Genomic DNA, 18,181 nt, shown 5'->3' with positions numbered 1-18,181 from the left:
TCGACCCCGAACACAGGGAGTACTGCGTGTCCGACTTCGAAGAGACCCTCGTCCTCGTCAAGCCCGACGGTGTGGCCCGCCAGCTCACCGGTGAGATCCTCCGCCGGATCGAGGCGAAGGGCTACGAGCTCGTCGACCTGAAGATGCTCACGGCGCCGCGCGACCTGCTCGACGCACACTACGAGGAGCACCAGGGCAAGCCGTTCTTCGAGCCGCTCGTCGAGTTCATGCAGTCTGGTCCGGTCGTCGCCGTGCGCGTCGCCGGCAACGGTGCGATCGCGGGCTTCCGCTCGCTCGCCGGCACCACCGACCCCACGTCGGCTGCGCCCGGCACCATCCGTGGTGACCTGGGCCGTGACTGGGGCCTCAAGGTGCAGCAGAACCTGGTCCACGGTTCGGACAGCCCCGAGTCGGCCGCGCGCGAGCTCGCGCTCTGGTTCGCCTGAGCGGCGGGGACGACATGACGAACAACGACCGACCCACCAAGAACGAGCGGCGTCAGCACGCGCGCGAGGTCGCACGCCAGCGTGCCGACGCCGAGAAGCGCCGCAAGCGCCGCAACAAGTGGTTCCTGCAGGGCGGCATCGGCCTGGGAATCGTGGCGATCGCCGCGATCATCACCATCGTCGTGGTGAACGTGAACAACGCACCGGTGCTGTCCGCCGCCGGGCCGAAGAACATGGCCACCGGCGCGATCCAGTTCACCGGCAAGGACGGCAAGGTCACCCCCGTGACCACGCCGGCCGTGGCCGCGACGGGTTCGGCATCGCCGGCCCCCACGGCGAACAGTGACGGTGCCGTCGCGGTCACCGAGTACGTCGACTGGGCCTGCCCCGTCTGCAAGCAGTTCGAGGGCGCCTACGCCGACCAGATCCTCGACAAGGTGAAGTCGGGCGACGCGACGCTGGCGATCCAGCCGGTGTCGATCCTCGACCGCAGCTACCCGGGTTCCCGGTACGCCAGCCGTGCTGCGAACGCCGCCATGTGCGTGGCGAACTACGACCCGGACAAGTTCCTCGACGTGCAGACGCAGTTCTTCGACAACCAGCCGGCCGAGGGCACGAAGGGCCTGACCAACTCCGAGATCGCGAAGCTCGTCAAGGCGGGCGGCGCGACGGGTTCGGACCTGTCCCAGTGCCTGTCGACCGAGCGGTTCAAGGGCTGGGTGACGAAGTCGACGCAGGCCGTCACCTCGAACGAGGCACTCGCGGGTCCGCAGGGGTTCGGCACGCCGACGGTCGTGGTCGACGGCAAGCGCCTCGACGACCTGAGCACGGTCATCACCGCGATCGACGCCGCGGCGAAGTAACACCTCGGCACGACGAACGGCCCCCGCTCCCGATGGGAAGCGGGGGCCGTTCCACGTTGCTCCTCGGGCTAGGACGCGCGGTCGTGCCGCCGGACGAACGACGCGAACGCCTCGGGGTCAGCGAGGGACGTCGAGCCGTCCGGGTCGTACTGCTCGCCGTCGACGAGGATCGTGGGCGTGCTCGTGATCCCGTCGAGCGTCGAGTTCGGCACCGGGTCCTGCACCGCCCGGTTCGTGGCGTCGGCGACCCACCCGGCGAAGCGCTGCCCGGTGATGCACGAGGCGACCTCGGGGGCCCTCGCCCCGGCTCCGCGGGCGAGGGACGCCAACTCGTCGTTGGTCAGCCCGCGGGTGTTCTCGGACGGCTGGTGCCCGGAGAGCGACGCGTTGTAGGCCAGGAACGCGTCCGGGTCGTGGTCGGCGACGCAGGCAGCAGCCGCCGCAGAGCGGGTGGAGTACCGCGAGCCGAGCGACAGCCGGTCGAGCAGCCCGAGCGGGTGCAGCTCGAGGGTGGCGGTCCCGTCCTCGACCCACTGCCGGATCTGGGGCATCTGGGCCGTCTCGAACTGGTTGCAGTACGGGCACATGTAGTCCGCGTAGACCACGATGGCGGTCTTCGAGCCGTCCTGGTCGGTCGGTGTCGGCGTCCCGCCGGCGGGGACCGCGCGCGTCTCGACGGGCACGATCCTGCCGTGCACACCGGTCAGCAGGACACCGTCGCTCGCCGCGTTGCGTGGGCCGGGACCCGCGGGCTGCACCGATCCCGCCACCAGGACGACGACCACCGCGACGACCGCGAGCCCACCGATGACGGCTCCGCTGATGCCCAGCGTGCGGAGGCGACGGCGGCGCGACTGCTCCTTCGCCCGTGTCGCCCGCGCGCGTTCCCGTACGGCGTCCCGACGCGCCCTGCTGGTCTCCTGCTCGCTCATCGATCCCGAGCGTAGGGGCAGTCCGGACGGCTCAGAAGACGGTCAGGACCGCCGGGAACATGATGATGATCGTGACGATGATGACCAGGTAGTTGGCCAGCGGGAACGTCCAGCAGAAGGGCAGGAGCGTGCGCCCGACGCGCTGTGCTCCGGCGCCGAAGCGTCCCTGCGCCATGTTCCAGATCGTGAAGACCCAGAACATCGGGATCGTCATCGACCAGACGAGCATGCACCACGGGCACAGGGCGCCGATGACGAAGACGGTCTGCGTGAACAGCCAGGTCACGAACACCCACGCCAGGAACACGCCGGCGTTGAACGCGATCCAGAACCAGCGCGAGCCGTTCCGGAACCCGGCCAGCATCAGCACCGCGACGGCGATCGGGGCGACGAACCCCATGACGCCGAGCAGCGGGTTCGGGAACCCGAACAGGTGGCCCTGCCAGCTGGCCATCACGTCGGAGCAGTTGATGAACGGATTGACGTCACAGCTCAGGACGGCCTTGGGGTTCTCGTACTTCGCGAACTCGTCGAGGACGAGCCGGAACGCTGCGTACAGGCCGACGAGCCCGGTGACGAGCAGGAAGACCGCCATCGCGATCGGACGACGGGGGGCAGGTGCAGACGCGGTCACGCGGTCATCATCGCACGCGGGTTCCGGTGCTTTCCGGGTGTGGCATGCGATAATGCCTGGAGGTCGTGCGGCCAACCGCACACCGAAGAGAGCTTTCCGAGCGACGCCCCACCGGGCAGACCTCGGACGATCAGGTGCGGTGAGAGCGCACTGTGGTCGGGCAGCGTCACTCCGACGACGAGCCGACCCGGGCCGGGTGCCCGGACCGGAACGGGCGCGGACGCAACGAGAAGTTGACGCGGACCGGTCACGAGACAGCGAGCGCGGGGGCGTCGACGCCGCCCGCCACGACACAGAATTCCCGCCACCCGAAAGGGTGCGAGTGGGGCCGAGGAGTGCACCAGTCCATGGTGGAGCAGAACAACGACAACACGACCAACGACGAGAACGCGCCGAAGCGCCGGAGCCGCCTGTTCGGCGGTCGCCGCGCCCGGTCGTCCGGCCAGGAGGCCCGCGGGAGCGCCGAGCAGGCACCCCACGCCGACGAGACCCTCGCGCTGACGGGCGGCGCTGACGCCCGTCCCGCGGCCAGCGTCGAGTCGCCCGGTTCGCCGGACTCTCCCGATTCGCCGTCGGAGCCGACCGACACCGGGGCGGTCTCCGTCGCGGTCGAGGCCGTCGCCGACAGCGGTGCCGAGCCGCACGACGTGAGCACGCTGACCGGTGACCTGCCGGTCGTGACGGGCGACCAGTCGGGCACCGTGACCGACGGGGCGGACGCGGACCGCGCCTCCCGTCCGACCGAGGCCGCGCCGACGGCCGAGGCGAGCGACGACGCGGCACCAGCCGACGAGCCGTTCGTGCCGAAGGCCACGAGCACGCTCAGCCTGATCTTCCACGCCCCGGTGCTGCCGGAACTGCCGCAGCGCGCGCCCCGGTTCGAGCGCGATCGTGACCGCGATCGCGATCGTGACCGCGACCGCGACGAGGACGACCGTTACGACCGCGAAGACCGCTTCGACCGCGACCGTGACGACCGCGACGACCAGGGCGGTTCCCGCCGTCGCTCGCGTCGCCGTGGCTCGAGCGCCGACCGCGAGGCCCGCGAGCCGCGCGACCACCAGGAGCCGCGCCGTCGTGAGCCGGAGCTCATCACCGAGCCGCAGCGCATCAAGGGTTCGACCCGTCTCGAGGCGAAGAAGCAGCGTCGTCGCGACGGTCGCGACGCCGGACGCCGCCGCCAGGTGGTCAGCGAGGACGAGTTCCTCGCCCGCCGCGAGAGCGTCGACCGCCAGATGATCGTCCGCTCCAGCTCGTCGACGATCGAGATCGGTGTGCTCGAGGACGGCATCCTCGCCGAGCACTACATCACCAAGTCCGAGAACGTGTCGCTCATCGGCAACGTCTACCTCGGCAAGGTGCAGAACGTCCTGCCCTCGATGGAGGCCGCGTTCGTCGACATCGGCCGTGGCCGGAACGCCGTGCTCTACGCCGGCGAGGTCGACTGGAACTCGGTCGACACCAGCCACGGTCGCCGCATCGAGGCAGCCCTGAAGCCGGGCGACAAGGTCCTGGTGCAGGTCACGAAGGACCCGGTCGGCCACAAGGGCGCCCGTCTGACCAGCCAGGTCTCGCTGCCCGGTCGCTACCTGGTCTACGTGCCGAACGGCTCGATGAACGGGATCTCGCGCAAGCTGCCGGACACCGAGCGTGCCCGCCTGAAGAAGATCCTGAAGGAGGTCCTGCCGGAGCACGCGGGCGTCATCGTGCGCACCGCTGCCGAGGGAGCGACCGAGGAGCAGCTCACCCGCGACGTGCAGCGCCTGACCAGCCAGTGGGAGGCCATCCAGAAGAAGGTCGCCGGTGGCCAGGCCCCGGTGATGCTGCACTCGGAGCCCGACCTGCTCATCAAGATCGTCCGCGACGTCTTCAACGAGGACTTCACGAAGCTGATCATCGACGGCGAGGCCGCCGGCGGCACCATCGACGAGTACCTGACGGCCGTCGCCCCGGACCTGAAGGACCGTGTCGTCCGCTACGACGGCCCCGACTCCTTCGAGGAGTTCCGCCTCAACGAGCAGATCGACAAGGCGCTCGACCGCAAGGTCTGGCTGCCCTCCGGTGGTTCGCTCGTCATCGACCGCACCGAGGCCATGACGGTCGTCGACGTCAACACCGGCAAGTTCGTCGGCTCCGGCGGCAACCTCGAAGAGACGGTCACGAAGAACAACCTCGAGGCCGCCGAGGAGATCGTCCGGCAGCTGCGCCTGCGTGACATCGGCGGCATCATCGTCGTCGACTTCATCGACATGGTGCTCGAGGAGAACCGCGACCTCGTGCTCCGCCGTCTGGTCGAGTGCCTGAGCCGCGACCGCACGAAGCACCAGGTCGCCGAGATCACCTCGCTCGGCCTGGTGCAGATGACCCGCAAGAAGATCGGTGTCGGTCTGCGCGAGTCGCTCGACGAGGTCAACGCCAAGATCAACGACAACAACGCCGACCCGGGTCCGAGCAAGGGCCGTCGCAAGGGTCGTGGCGGGAACGGCAACGAGAACGGCCGCTCCGGCAACGGCGGCAACGGCACCGGGAACTCCGGTTCGTCGGGGTCCTCGTCGAACGGTGGGTCGAGCCAGGCGCACCAGATCACCGACGACGTGAAGAACGCGCTGTCCCGGATCGCCGCCTCGACCCTGTCGCACGACGAGCAGGAGGCCGCGGCCGCCGCGACCGAAGCCGAGGCGCCGTCCTCGGCGGACGCATCGACCAGCACGGACAGTGCGGGCGGCGAGCAGCCCACCGGTTCGAAGCGCCGTCGTCGGGGCCGTGGTGGGCGCGGGGGAGACCAGCAGACCGCTGCCGCCCCGGAGACCCCGGAGACCCCGGAGACCCCGGAGACCACCGAGGCCACCGAGGCACCGGAGGCACCCGCCGCCGAGCCCGTCGTCGAACCCGAGGCGCGCGCGCCGAAGGCCAGTGCGACGAAGGGCAGCGCCCCGAAGGCCGCCGCGCCGAACGTCACCGAGCCCGAGGTCGCGAGCGCACCGAAGGCGAAGGCCCCGGCCCGTCGTCGCGTGAGCTCGAGTGCCACGGTGACCCCGACCGACAACTCGGTGGCGATCCTGGACATCCCGATCGCCGCAGCGCCCAAGCGCGAGCCCCGCGCGGTCGCCCCGGACGCCGAGTCCCTGCTCGACTCGGTGCTCCAGGCGCTCCCTGAGCCGAAGCAGCCCGGACAGGGGCGCTCGCGTTCCCGCCGGGTCTCGTCGCCGAGCATCAGCGCTCCGGCCACGCCGACGGAGGAGCCGGCCGACGACGCCGACGGCTCCGACGGCGCTGTGATCCTGGGGAGCTGACGTGACGAACCCGGGCGACCCGCAGCAGCAGCGTGGGTACTACGGTGCGGGCTGGTCCCAGCCCGCACCGCCCGGCCCGGGTGGTCAGCAGCCGGGTGGGCAGCAGCCGCGTGGTCCGGTGCCGCCGCAGCAGCAGGGTGGTGTGCCGCAGTACGGCCGCCAGCCCGGTGCGGGTGCGCCGTACGCCCCGCCGCGACCGCCCCGTGCTCCCGCCGACCCGCGGCGGGCCTTCGCGCCCGGTGCCTCGGTGACGAACACGGCCGGGGCGCTCATCGCGGTGGTCGCCCTGGTGCTCGTCGAGTTCGTTTCCGGGCTCTTCGGCTTGCTCGGCACCTCGCTCGTGGTCAGCCCGTTCCAGCACTACGGCGCGGGGACGAGCCTGCTCGGCAGCTTCACGACCAGTGTCTTCGTGGCGCCGTTCCCGTACTACGCCGGGGCGTTCCTGGCCCTGGCCTTCCTGACGCCGATCGACCGCCGCAGCCCGCTGCCGAGGCTCCTGCTCCGCGTCGTGCTCGCCGGCGCCGCGGGCACGGTGGCCCTGATGCTGGTCGGCGTCTTCACCGGGTCCTTCGGCGCGGCCACCGCCGGCGGCTCCAAGCTCGTCATCGACGTGCTCACGCGTCCGCTGCAGAACGGGCTGCCGTTCACCGTGATGCTCCTGGCGACCGCCACGGCCGCCTGGCTCTGGCTCGGTCGCCCGCGCCGCGCCCGAGGCTCGTCGACGACCTCGGGCAGGCCGGGCACCGTCCGACCCGCCGACGCGGTCCCGCCGTCGACGATCCAGCAGCAGCCACAGCAGCAGCCGCCCGCACCCTACGGGCAGGGACGCGTCCAGCCCGACCCGCACGGCCAGTACGGCGGGCAGTACGGCGCCGGGCCGCGCTCCGACCAGCAGCAGCCCCCAGCGAACCCCTGGGGCGGCCCAGCGCCCCGCTGAGCCCGCTCGCGGGCCCTGTGAGCCGGCTGCGCACCGTGCGAGGTGCGGGCCGGGCAGACCCGCACCGCGCCTCCTGGCGGGCGCTCAGAGGCCGCGCTTGTCCCGCTGCGCCACGCGCAGCCCACTGCGGATCAACCGCAGCACGAGCTCGCGACCGGTGACGGCCGAGGCGCCGGCGGCCACCAGTTCGTCGTACCGCGAGAGCGGGACGTCGTAGTGGTCGTGGTCGAACGCGCGGGGCGGCACGCCGGCCCGCGCAGCGAACGCGTGGAGTTCCGCGTAGGATTCATCACTGACGAGGTGCGACCACAGTGTGTCGTGGGCGGGCCACGTCGGTGGGTCGATCAACACGGTCACCGTGCAATCGTACGGGTGTCGCCGTTTGACCGGACCCAGGGTGATCGAGTATTCTCGGTCCCTGGTGTCAGCGGGCCGTTCTGCCTGCGTCGCCGATCGGGCCCGGCCTTCCGGGAGCCGCTCGTGCAGAAGTGGGCACCCGAGACTTCCCTCAAGCAGAGTTACGTAAGGATTTCCACGTGGTTTACGCAGTAGTGCGCGCCGGCGGCCGTCAGGAGAAGGTCGAGGTCGGCACCATCCTGACCATCGACCGTGCCAAGGCGGACGACAAGGGCAACATCGACCTCGCCCCCGTGCTCCTCGTGGACGGTGACAAGATCACGTCGGCGGCTTCCGAGCTCGCGAACGTGACCGTCACCGCCGAGGTGCTCGACGACCTCCGTGGTCCCAAGGTCATCATCCAGAAGTTCAAGAACAAGACCGGGTACAAGAAGCGCCAGGGTTTCCGCGCTGAGCTGACCCGCGTCAAGATCACCAAGATCGCGTAAGGGAGTCAACTCATGGCACACAAGAAGGGTGCGAGTTCCACTCGCAACGGTCGTGACTCGAACGCACAGCGCCTCGGCGTGAAGCGCTTCGGTGGCGAGGTCGTCAACGCCGGCGAGATCATCGTCCGCCAGCGCGGCACCCACTTCCACCCCGGCGCCAACGTCGGCCGTGGTGGCGACGACACGCTGTTCGCCCTCTCGTCCGGTTCGGTCGAGTTCGGCACCAAGGGTGGCCGCAAGGTCATCAACATCGTCAACGCGTAGTCGTTCGAACGACTGCAGCTGGAGGGGCGGGCCGAGTGCCCGCCCCTCCTTCGCTTTTCCCGCCGACGATCCCGTCGGCACAACGAAACACCTGGAGTGGACCCATGGCGACCTTCGTCGACCGCGTGACCCTGCACCTCAGCGCGGGGCACGGCGGCAACGGCTGCGTGTCGGTCCGCCGTGAGAAGTTCAAGCCCCTGGCCGGGCCCGACGGCGGCAACGGCGGTGACGGCGGCGACATCGTGCTCGTGGCCGACCCGCAGGTGACGACGCTGCTCGGCTACCACCGCTCCCCGCACCGCTCGTCGAAGAACGGCCAGCCCGGCATGGGCGATCACCGCAGCGGTGTCAGCGGCGAGGTCCTCGAGCTCCCGATGCCCGTCGGCACCGTGGTGTACGACGAGTCCGGCGAAGTGATCGCCGACCTCACCGAGCCCGGCATGCGCGTCGTCGTGGCCCCCGGTGGGCAGGGTGGCCTCGGCAACGCGGCGCTCTCCACCACCAAGCGCAAGGCCCCCGGCTTCGCGCTGCTCGGCACCGAGGGCTGGGCGGGGGACATCAGCCTCGAGCTGAAGACCATCGCCGACGTCGCCCTCGTCGGGTTCCCGAGCGCCGGCAAGTCCTCGCTGATCGCGGCGGTCTCGGCCGCCAAGCCGAAGATCGCGGACTACCCGTTCACCACCCTCACCCCGAACCTGGGCGTCGTCGAATCCGGCGACACCCGCTTCACCGTCGCCGACGTCCCCGGTCTGATCGAGGGCGCGTCCGAGGGCAAGGGCCTCGGCCTGGAGTTCCTGCGGCACGTCGAGCGGTGCGAGGCGCTGCTCCACGTCATCGACTGCGCCACGCTCGACCCGGGCCGCGACCCGATCAGCGACCTCGACGTCATCCTCGGCGAACTCGAGCGCTACCCGGTCCCCGAGGGCCAGGTGCCGCTGCTCGAGCGCCCGCAGCTCATCGCCCTGAACAAGATCGACGTGCCCGAGGCGCAGGAACTCGCAGAGTTCGTCACCGCCGAGCTCGAGGGCCGCGGCTACCGCGTCTTCCCGATCTCCACGGCGTCCCGCAAGGGCCTCCGCGAGCTGACGTTCGCCCTGGCGGACGTGGTCGAGCAGGCCCGCGCCGCCCGTGCAGCCGAGCCGGTGCCGGAGCGCATCGTCCTGCGCCCCCGCTCGGTCAACGAGAAGCCCTTCACCGTGCGCGCCGAGGGCGGCGAGGAGCACCGCTTCTACCGCGTCCGCGGCGCCAAGCCGGAGCGCTGGGTCCAGCAGACCGACTTCACCAACGAAGAGGCGATCGGCTACCTGGCCGACCGGCTCGCGAAGCTCGGCGTCGAGGACGGTCTGTTCAAGGCCGGAGCCGTCGCCGGGTCGACGGTCGTCATCGGTGGCGACGGCGGCATGGTGTTCGACTGGGAACCCACGCTCACGTCGACCGCGGAGCTCATCACGAGTGCCCGTGGCACCGACGCCCGCATCGGTGCGACCTCGCGTCCGACCCGCAACGAGCGGCGCGAGGAGTACTTCGAGCGGATGGACGCCAAGGCCGCCGCCCGTGCCGAGCTCGAGCAGGAGCGCGTCTCCGGGCTCTGGGTGGACGACGACGTCGTGACCAGTGACCAGCTCGGCACCGGCGACCAGTTCGACGGCGACCAGGTCGAGACCAGCGACCAGAAGGACTGACCGCGGCATGACCGACACGACCGCCCGCACCGACCTCGGACCCGTCACCCGGCGCGAGGACATCCCGCGTGCGCGGCGGATCGTGGTCAAGGTCGGCTCGTCGTCGGTCAGCGGTGACGCCGCCGGGCAGATCGGCCCGCTGGTGGACGCCCTGGCGGCGGCCTACGGGCGGGGCACCGAGGTGGTGCTCGTGTCGTCCGGCGCGATCGCGACCGGGTTCCCGTTCCTCGGGCTCCAGGGGCGGCCGGACGACCTCGCCACGCAGCAGGCGGCGGCGGCCACCGGGCAGAACGTCCTGATGTTCCGGTACCAGAAGGAACTCGACCGGCACGGTGTCGTCGCGGCGCAGATCCTGCTCACGGCGGGCGACCTGCAGAACCCCACGCACCGAGTGAACGCCCAGCGCGCCATCGACCGGTTGCTCGCGCTGCGAGTGCTGCCGATCGTGAACGAGAACGACACCGTCGCCACCCACGAGATCCGCTTCGGCGACAACGACCGGCTCGCGGCCCTGGTGGCTCGGCTGCTCGGTGCCGATGCCCTGGTGCTGCTCTCCGACGTCGAGGCGCTCTACACGGCACCCCCGGAGCAGCCCGGTGCGACCCGCATCGACGAGGTGCCGTTCGGCGACGAGCTGGCCGGGGTCACCTTCGGGTCGATCGGCACGGCCGGCGTCGGTACCGGGGGAGCGGGGACCAAGGTCGCCGCTGCGCGGCTCGCGGCCGAGGCGGGCACCGCGGTGCTCGTGACCGACACAGCGCTGGTGGACCGCGCCCTGGCGGGCGAACACGTCGGCACCTGGTTCCACGCCGCGCCGCGCCGCTGAGGGCGGGCCGGGCCGGGCGACTGGCAGCGACTGGTCACGACTCCCCGTTGTGACGGCGCCGACTGGTCGGGGACCGTCGGCGCGGGCGTCGCGGAGCGACGGTCTGCGACCGCTCGCGTGGTGCGGGACGACGTGTCGTGACCGGTCGGCGGGGTGGACGCGACCGCCTGGAGGGCCGGTGCGGGTGTCGGGACCGGTGGCGGTCCTCCAGGCGGTCACGGCTCCCCGTCGGGACGGCGCCGACTGGTCGGGGACCGTCGGCGCGGGCGTCGCGGAGCGACGGTCTGCGACCGCTCGGCGGGCGGGGGACGACGTGTCGTGACCGGCGGGTCCAGGCAGTCGACGGGGTGGACGCGACCGCCTGGAGGGCCGGTGCGGGTGTCGGGACCGGTGGCGGGCCTCCGGGCGGTCACGACTCCCCGTCGGGTCACCGGCGTGTGGTCGGGAACCGTCGTTGCGGTCGCCGCTGGGCGACGGTCTGCGACCGCTCGGCGAACGGGGGACGACGTGTCGTGACCGACCGGAACGGCGGACCGGGCCTGGAGGCGCGGTGAGCGTCCGGCAGGCCCGTCACGACCCCGGTGGCGGACCTACAATCGGTCCATGTCGTCGATCGCGCCCGCCCCGACCCTGACCGACAAGCTCGTGGCGGCACGCGCCGCCTCGTCGGCGCTCGCGACCGCCACGACCGCGGTCAAGGACGCGGCCCTCGCGGCGATCGCCTCGGCGGTGCGTGCAGCGACGGACGAGATCGTCCGCGCCAACCACGACGACCTCGTCGCGGGTGAGGACGGCGGCCTGTCGTCGGGACTGCTCGACCGGCTGCGGCTCGACCCGGTCCGGATCGAGGCCCTGGCTTCCGCGGTCGAGCACGTCGCCGGGCTCACCGACCCCGTGGGGGAGCACGTGCGCGGGTCGCAGCTGCCGAACGGGCTCCAGCTCACCCAGGTGCGTGTGCCGTTCGGTGTCGTCGGGGCCATCTACGAGGCACGCCCGAACGTCACCGTCGACATCGCTTCGCTCGCACTCAAGTCGGGCAACGCCGTCGTGCTCCGCGGTGGATCGGCGGCCCAGCACACGAACGCCGTGCTCGTCGCCCGGATCCAGGACGCGGTCGAGTCGGTCGGACTGCCCCGCGACCTGGTGCAGACCATCGACGAGTTCGGCCGCGCCGGCGCCACCGAGCTCATGCGTGCCCGCGGGCTGGTCGACGTGCTGATCCCACGGGGGAGCGCCGCGCTCATCCAGACCGTCGTCACCGAGTCGCAGGTGCCCGTCATCGAGACCGGGGCAGGCGTCGTGCACGTGTTCCTCGACGCGTCCGCGCCGGAGCAGCGTGCGGTCGACATCGTGCTGAACAGCAAGGTGCAGCGACCGAGCGTGTGCAACGCCCTCGAGACCCTGCTGGTGCACGAGGCGGCGGCCGAGCGACTCCTGCCGGTGCTGGCGGACCGGCTGCGGGCATCCGGCGTCACGCTGCGCGGCGACGACGCCACCCGGGCGATCGTGCCCGGGGTGCTCCGAGCCACCGACGCCGACTGGGCGACCGAGTCGATGGACCTCGACCTGTCGATCCGCGTCGTGCCCGACGTCGACGCGGCGATGGCGCACATCGCCCGGTGGTCCACGCACCACACGGAGTCGATCGTCACGAACGACGTCGACACCGCCGAGCGGTTCCTGGCGAGCGTCGACTCGGCGGTGGTGATGGTGAACGCCTCCACTCGGTTCACCGACGGCGGTGCGTTCGGCTTCGGGGCCGAGGTCGGCATCTCGACGCAGAAGCTGCACGCGCGCGGTCCGATGGGGCTGCCGGAGCTCACGAGCACGAAGTGGATCGTGCGCGGCTCCGGGCAGATCCGCGGCTAGACTGAACGGCGTCTTTCCCCGACCGAACGGAGCACGAACGATGACCCTCCTCGCAGAAGCTGCTGAGCACGCCTCCGGGGCGCCCGCGTTCGTGTTCCCCATGGTCGGCGCCCTCTTCTTCATCTTCCTCGGCTTCGTGACCTGGAGCTTCCGCGACGTGGCGTACCGTCACTCCCAGAAGTTCGAGGCCACCCGCCACAACGAGTCGGGTGTCGACGAGTTCGGTCACACCAAGATCTGACCGACCACTCGATGCTCGAGACCACCGGACGGCCACGCATCGGCGTGATGGGTGGCACGTTCGACCCCATCCACCACGGGCACCTGGTCGCGGCGTCCGAGGTGGCGCGGGCGTTCGACCTCGACGAGGTCGTCTTCGTCCCCACCGGGCAGCCGTACATGAAGTCCGACGTCACCGACGCCGAGCACCGGTACCTGATGACCGTCATCGCCACCGCGTCGAACCCGATGTTCACCGTCAGCCGCGTGGACATCGACCGTCCGGGGCCGACGTACACCGTCGACACGCTGCAGGACCTGCACGAACAACGACCGGATGCCCAGCTCGTCTTCATCTCGGGCGCAGACGCCGTTCAGCAGATCGTCGACTGGAAAGACCATGATGGACTCTGGGACCTGGCACACTTCGTCGCCGTGACGCGTCCGGGACACGCCTTGAGCATCACCGGATTGCCCGAGCGGGACGTAAGCTTGCTCGAGGTCCCTGCACTGGCCATATCGTCGACGGATTGCCGTGACCGGGTTCGACGGGGTTCCCCCGTCTGGTACTTGGTTCCCGACGGTGTCGTCCAGTACATCTCCAAGCACCATCTGTATCGGAGCGTTGCATGAGTTCGTCCGACGCGCAGCCGCCCCTGTCGCGGCGCCAGGCGCGCGAGCGGGAGCGTGCCGCCGCGGCCGGTTCGCAGCCCGCGACGCCGCCCCCGACCGTCGCCACGCCCGCGGCCGAGACCCCCGAGTCCCGTCGTCGCCCCGGATCGCACGTCGCCCCCGCACCAGGCGGCCCTGCCCAGTCGTCCACGCCGGGTTCGGCGCAGGATGCTCCGGGCTCCGCGCCGTCCGTCCCGGTGTCGGCGCCCGCGGCCGGTGTGCCGCCGTTCCCGCCGGCGTCCGCGACCGAGATCGTCCCCGGCAGCGGTGGACTCACCCGTCGACAGATCCGGCAGCTCCGCGCCGCCGAGCGCCAGGCGGTCCTGCCGGTCCCGCTGCAGAACCCCACGCCGCAGTCCTCCGACCGCACCGTCGAGGACGTCATCGGCTCGGTCGACACGATCGACCCCGCCGCGGCGCAGCAGAGCACTCCGGATGCCGAGGCAGAGCGCGACGAGCAGTCCGCTGCGCCGACGGTCCTCGACCAGGCCGCGGTCGCGCAAGCCACCGAGGCCGACGGGTCCCCGGACGCGATCGAGGCCCTCGACGAGGCCGCTGCGCATGCCGAGGAGCCCCGCCGCCACCGCTCGACGTGGTCGCCGCCCGCCGACGCCGACTCGGACGGCACCCACTCGGACGGCACCGAATCGGACGCCACCGACTCGGACGCCACCGCACCCGAGGCGTCGGTCCTCGACGCCCCGGCGGACGACGCGACCGACGATGCCCAGGCCGACGAGACGCCCGCCGACGCTCCGGCCGGGTCGGCCGACACCGCGCCCGGGTCGCGGCCCGCCGTCACGCCCGTCCCGATCCCGACGAACGCCGCAGCAGGGACCCCCGCGGTGTTCCCGCTCTCGCTCGACGCCGAGGACGACGACACGAACGAGGTCCCGCTGCCCGGCGCCGTGACCGAGGCCCCGAAGGCCCCCGCCGCGTTCCAGCGGCCCACCGAGCCGAAGCCGGTGACCACGGCCTTCGCGCCGCCCGCCGGCCACTGGTCGCAGCAGGCGCACGACTCGAACGACTCCGAGGTGCACGACGCCGAGACCGGCACCCGCCGCGTCGCCGTGACGAACACCAACGCGATCATCCTGCCGAACTCGGCCCTGGCCGACCCGACGGGTGCCCTCAACGCGACGGGCGAGGTGATCCTCACCGGATCGATCGACCTGCCGGCGTCGCTGTCGTCGACCGGGTCGCACCGTCCGATCGACGGGGCCGAGGTCGACCGCCTGCTCGAGCAGCAGGACGAGCAGCCCGAGACCGACGCCAGTCCGGTGCGGGCGAGCCGTGCGGTGTCCAGTCACACCTCGACCCGTCAGGTCGTGCTCGCCGCCGCCAAGCCGAAGGAGTCGCGCACGCCGCTCATCCTCGGTGTCGCGCTCGGCTCGGTCGGCATCGCCGCAGCGGCGGTCATCGTCATCGCCCTCGTCACCACCCACGCGTTCGGCGGCTGACCCCTGCCGTCCCCGACGACCGTTCTCCACCACCCCGCCGACCCCGGCCTGGCCGCTGTCGGCGGGGTGGCTTATGATCGTGACCCATCAAGCGAACCGGCTGTCCGTCGGTTCGACGACCGGAAGGAATCCGTGACCGCCTCCACTCGCGCACTGGAACTCGCGCAGGCCGCAGCACTCGCGGCTGACGCCAAGCAGGCCGAGGACCTCGTCGCTCTCGACGTGACCGGGCCGTTGCAGCTCACCGACGTGTTCCTGCTCGCAACCGGTCGGAACGAGCGCAACGTGCAGTCCATCGCCGATGCCGTCGAGGAGCGCCTCCTCGAGCTCGGTGCCAAGACGCTCCGCCGCGAAGGCCGTGCCGAGGGCCGCTGGGTCCTCATCGACTTCGGTGACGTCATCGTGCACGTCTTCCACGACGAAGACCGCCAGTACTACTCGCTCGAGCGTCTCTGGGCCGACTGCCCGACCATCCCGCTCGAGCTCCCGGTGGACCACACCGCCTGATCAGCGACGCGCCCGGGTGGCGGCTTCGATTTCGTTGCCCGGCGTTCGCATGGTGTACGCTTCTATGGTGCCTCCGGGGAACCGGTTGGTGCAGAAGCAACACGATCTGGGTCTGTGGCGCAGCTGGTAGCGCACCTGCATGGCATGCAGGGGGTCAGGGGTTCGAGTCCCCTCAGATCCACCCGAAACCCCCGTCGTTCCTCGGAACGGCGGGGGTTTTCTCGTGCGCCGATCGCCACCCGGTGGCCCGATACGCTGAGCGCATGAGCAACGACGCGCCGCTGTCCGGGTCCCCACTGACGATCGCCTCCGCCGGCTACACGGCCGACATCGCCACGGTCGGAGCGACGCTGCGGACCCTGCGGCACGAGGGTCGTGACCTGGTCGTGCCGTTCGACGCCGACCAGGTCCGTCCGGTCTTCCGCGGCGCCGTCCTGGCTCCGTGGCCGAACCGGATCGTCGACGGCGAGTACTCCTTCGGCGGCGTCGACCACGAGCTGGCCCTCACCGAGCCGGCACGGCACCACGCCCTGCACGGACTCGTCGCGTGGACTGACTTCCGGGTGCAGGAGCAGGCGGACGACCGGGTCGTGCTCGCCACGACCGTGCAGGCGCAGGAAGGCTACCCGTACCGCGTCGAGGTCACCGTGGAGTACCGGCTCGACGCCGAGGGGCTGCACACGACGATCACCGGGACGAACACCGGGGCCCAGGCCGCGCCGTGGGGCACCGGCCCGCACCCGTACCTCGTGGCGGGTGCCGGCACCGTCGACGACTGGACCCTGACGCTCCCCGCCGCCCAGGTGCTCGAGGTGACGCCGGACCGGCTCATCCCGACCGACCTGGTCCCCGTCCACGACGAGTTCGACCTGCGCACGCCCACGCTGATCGGCGACCGGTTCATCGACCACGCCTTCACCGGGTTCGACCGCGACGCCGGCGGACTCGCCACGATCGCCGTCACGGCGGCGGACGGTCACGGGGTCCGTGCGACCTTCGGGCCGGAGTGCGGATGGGCCCAGGTGCACACCGCTGACCACGTCGTGCCCGAGTACCACCGCGCGGGTCTCGCCGTCGAGCCGATGACGTGCGCGCCCGACGCCTTCAACGACGGCGAGGACCGCGGCCTCGTGGTGCTCGCCCCCGGTGCCTCGCACGCCGCCGCATGGACGATCGCCGCGGTCTGACCGACCCCGACCCCGGCGTCCGCGTCGAGGTCCGCCGACTCGACCCCGTCCCCGACCTGGCGGCCCTGGCGGCGCGGGTCGCGGGGGACCTGGTGTGGCTCGACTCCGGGCTGCCGGACGGTGCCCCCGCCACGGCCCGGCCCCGGGCGCGCTGGTCCGTGCTGGCCTGGACGGACGGGCCGTTCGCCGCTCGGTTCCGACACCAGGACCGCCGTGCGCACCTGACGGTCGCCGCGCCGGCCGAGGCGTGGTTCGGGCGGGTTCGTTCCGAGGGCCGTCCTGCCTTCGCGGTGCTCGCGGACCTGCTCCGACGCACGCCCCGTCTGCCCGAGCCGGTCGACGGGTGCGGGTTCGCGCTCGGGTGGGTCGGGTTCCTCGGGTACGAGCTCGGCCGCGAGTCCGACGGCCCGGACCGCACCGCCGACGGGCACGCCGACGCGGACCTGCGGTTCGTCGACCGTGCCCTCGTCGTCGACCACACCGGTGACGCGTGGGCGCTGGCGCTCGTCGCCGACGCCGAACCGGAGGCCAGTGCGCACAACCGTGCGTGGCTCGAGGACGCGACCGCCCGCATGCCGTCGGCCGATGTCGGCGACGCGGCCACGGGCCTCCCGGCCGGGGTGTCCGCGGCGACCGGACGCGTGTCGCGCGCCGCCTACGAGCAGGCGGTCGACGTGTGCCGTGCGGAGATCCGCGAGGGGAATGCGTTCCAGGTCTGCCTCACCACCGCCTTCGCGGTCGGCCAGGAGGCCCGTGGCGGCCCCGGTACGGACCCGCACCTGGACGAGTACCTGCGGATGCGGGCGTCGGACCCCGTGCCGTTCGGCGCGTACCTGCGGCTCGGCCCGCTGCGCGTGGCGAGTCGGTCGCCGGAACGGTTCCTGCGGATCGACGCGGCCGGAGCGGTGCTCGCGGAGCCGATCAAGGGCACCCGACGGCGACTCGCCGACGCGGCGGCGGACGCGGCTGCGCGGGACGACCTGGCGACGAGCCCGAAGGACCGCGCCGAGAACGTGATGATCGTCGACCTGCTGCGGAACGACCTGCTGCGGACGGCGGTGCCCGGGTCGGTGCACGTCGAGCGGTTGTGCGAGGTCGAGACGTACGCCAGCGTGCACCAGCTGGTGTCGACGATCGGGGCGGTGCTGCCGCCGGGGGCGTCACGGGCCGACGTGGTGCACGCGGCGTTCCCACCGGGGTCGATGACGGGTGCGCCGAAGCGCAGCGCCACGGCGATCGCGGACCGGCTCGAGGGGGCTCCGCGCGGGGTGTACTCCGGCGCGATCGGGTACTTCTCGGCGAGCGGGGCGGTCGACCTGTCGGTGGCGATCCGTAGCCTCGTGACCGTGCTCGACGCGTCGGGGGCGGTGTGTTCCCGGACGCTGGGAGCCGGGGGAGCGGTGACGTGGTCCTCGGTGGCAGCGGACGAGGCGGACGAGGTCGAGACGAAGACGCGGTCGGTGCTCGGTGCAGTGGGGGCGGCCGTCGGCTGGTGACCTGACGCGTTTCGAACACGTGTTCGACACGGACTGTCCACAGATGTCG

At 71.8% G+C, this 18,181-nt stretch carries 18 protein-coding genes and 1 tRNA gene; 16 read left to right on the top strand and 3 right to left on the bottom strand.

Annotated features, from left to right (window positions below):
* Window positions 1-26 precede the first annotated feature (26 nt).
* Together ndk and ITJ50_RS06765 are read left to right on the top strand one after the other, a co-directional pair.
* Complete coding sequence (gene ndk, locus ITJ50_RS06770) at window positions 27-446, top strand: nucleoside-diphosphate kinase (RefSeq protein ID WP_017885984.1); 420 nt, start codon at window positions 27-29, stop codon at window positions 444-446.
* Window positions 447-460: 14 nt separating this feature from the next.
* Window positions 461-1,309 carry a DsbA family protein gene (locus ITJ50_RS06765; protein ID WP_017885983.1) on the top strand — a complete coding sequence of 283 codons (849 nt, stop codon included), beginning with the start codon at window positions 461-463 and terminating at the stop codon, window positions 1,307-1,309.
* 68 nt (window positions 1,310-1,377) lie between these two features.
* Here the strand turns inward: ITJ50_RS06765 and ITJ50_RS06760 are convergent, their stop codons facing one another.
* Together ITJ50_RS06760 and ITJ50_RS06755 are read right to left on the bottom strand one after the other, a co-directional pair.
* Window positions 1,378-2,241 carry a DsbA family protein gene (locus tag ITJ50_RS06760; RefSeq protein ID WP_042538493.1) on the bottom strand — a complete coding sequence of 288 codons (864 nt, stop codon included), beginning with the start codon at window positions 2,239-2,241 and terminating at the stop codon, window positions 1,378-1,380.
* 31 nt (window positions 2,242-2,272) lie between these two features.
* Window positions 2,273-2,875 carry a vitamin K epoxide reductase family protein gene (locus ITJ50_RS06755; protein ID WP_042538492.1) on the bottom strand — a complete coding sequence of 201 codons (603 nt, stop codon included), beginning with the start codon at window positions 2,873-2,875 and terminating at the stop codon, window positions 2,273-2,275.
* 347 nt (window positions 2,876-3,222) lie between these two features.
* Between ITJ50_RS06755 and ITJ50_RS06750 the strand changes: the two genes are divergently transcribed.
* On the top strand, window positions 3,223-6,168 hold the full coding sequence (locus tag ITJ50_RS06750) for an Rne/Rng family ribonuclease (RefSeq protein WP_194590178.1): 2,946 nt from the start codon (window positions 3,223-3,225) through the stop codon (window positions 6,166-6,168).
* 1 nt (window position 6,169) lies between these two features.
* On the top strand, window positions 6,170-7,105 hold the full coding sequence (locus ITJ50_RS06745) for a hypothetical protein (protein WP_194590177.1): 936 nt from the start codon (window positions 6,170-6,172) through the stop codon (window positions 7,103-7,105).
* 84 nt (window positions 7,106-7,189) lie between these two features.
* Here the strand turns inward: ITJ50_RS06745 and ITJ50_RS06740 are convergent, their stop codons facing one another.
* Complete coding sequence (locus ITJ50_RS06740; RefSeq protein ID WP_017885978.1) at window positions 7,190-7,462, bottom strand: DUF4031 domain-containing protein; 273 nt, start codon at window positions 7,460-7,462, stop codon at window positions 7,190-7,192.
* 179 nt (window positions 7,463-7,641) lie between these two features.
* On the opposite strand from ITJ50_RS06740, the gene rplU reads away from it, so the two are divergent.
* From rplU to ITJ50_RS06680, 12 genes are all read left to right on the top strand, one after another.
* Entirely contained in the window at window positions 7,642-7,950 is a 309-nt protein-coding gene (gene rplU, locus ITJ50_RS06735) for a 50S ribosomal protein L21 (RefSeq protein ID WP_027464715.1), read from the top strand.
* Between the two features lie 12 nt (window positions 7,951-7,962).
* Window positions 7,963-8,214, top strand: a complete 252-nt coding sequence (gene rpmA, locus ITJ50_RS06730) for a 50S ribosomal protein L27 (RefSeq protein WP_017885976.1) — start codon at window positions 7,963-7,965, stop codon at window positions 8,212-8,214.
* 104 nt (window positions 8,215-8,318) lie between these two features.
* The gene (obgE, locus tag ITJ50_RS06725; RefSeq protein ID WP_017885975.1) at window positions 8,319-9,896 is read left to right on the top strand and encodes a GTPase ObgE; all 1,578 of its coding nucleotides are present in this window, start codon (window positions 8,319-8,321) and stop codon (window positions 9,894-9,896) included.
* Between the two features lie 7 nt (window positions 9,897-9,903).
* A complete protein-coding gene (proB, locus tag ITJ50_RS06720) occupies window positions 9,904-10,722 on the top strand; it encodes a glutamate 5-kinase (RefSeq protein ID WP_056071350.1) in 819 nt (272 codons plus the stop codon).
* 603 nt (window positions 10,723-11,325) lie between these two features.
* Window positions 11,326-12,591, top strand: coding sequence for a glutamate-5-semialdehyde dehydrogenase (locus tag ITJ50_RS06715; RefSeq protein ID WP_042538483.1), 1,266 nt, complete (start codon window positions 11,326-11,328; stop codon window positions 12,589-12,591).
* A gap of 40 nt (window positions 12,592-12,631) precedes the next feature.
* Window positions 12,632-12,832, top strand: a complete 201-nt coding sequence (locus tag ITJ50_RS06710) for a hypothetical protein (protein WP_017885971.1) — start codon at window positions 12,632-12,634, stop codon at window positions 12,830-12,832.
* An 11-nt stretch (window positions 12,833-12,843) separates the two neighbouring features.
* Window positions 12,844-13,443, top strand: coding sequence for a nicotinate-nucleotide adenylyltransferase (gene nadD, locus ITJ50_RS06705; protein WP_082046874.1), 600 nt, complete (start codon window positions 12,844-12,846; stop codon window positions 13,441-13,443).
* On the top strand, window positions 13,440-14,942 hold the full coding sequence (locus tag ITJ50_RS06700; protein WP_194590176.1) for a hypothetical protein: 1,503 nt from the start codon (window positions 13,440-13,442) through the stop codon (window positions 14,940-14,942). The genes nadD and ITJ50_RS06700 overlap by 4 nt, the downstream gene beginning before the upstream one ends.
* 132 nt (window positions 14,943-15,074) lie before the next feature.
* Window positions 15,075-15,449 carry a ribosome silencing factor gene (gene rsfS / locus ITJ50_RS06695; RefSeq protein ID WP_017885969.1) on the top strand — a complete coding sequence of 125 codons (375 nt, stop codon included), beginning with the start codon at window positions 15,075-15,077 and terminating at the stop codon, window positions 15,447-15,449.
* Window positions 15,450-15,557: 108 nt separating this feature from the next.
* Window positions 15,558-15,630: transfer RNA gene (locus tag ITJ50_RS06690), tRNA-Ala, on the top strand.
* 82 nt (window positions 15,631-15,712) lie between these two features.
* Window positions 15,713-16,636, top strand: a complete 924-nt coding sequence (locus ITJ50_RS06685) for an aldose 1-epimerase family protein (RefSeq protein WP_071252312.1) — start codon at window positions 15,713-15,715, stop codon at window positions 16,634-16,636.
* The gene (locus tag ITJ50_RS06680; RefSeq protein WP_194590175.1) at window positions 16,615-18,132 is read left to right on the top strand and encodes an anthranilate synthase component I family protein; all 1,518 of its coding nucleotides are present in this window, start codon (window positions 16,615-16,617) and stop codon (window positions 18,130-18,132) included. The genes ITJ50_RS06685 and ITJ50_RS06680 overlap by 22 nt, the downstream gene beginning before the upstream one ends.
* The last annotated feature ends 49 nt before the right edge of the window (window positions 18,133-18,181 follow it).

Source organism: Curtobacterium sp. VKM Ac-2889 (assembly GCF_015350855.1).
Classification (GTDB): Bacteria; Actinomycetota; Actinomycetes; order Actinomycetales; family Microbacteriaceae; genus Curtobacterium; species Curtobacterium poinsettiae.
Note: the sequence above shows the minus strand (reverse complement) of the source record. Positions and strands in the feature narration are given on the sequence as shown.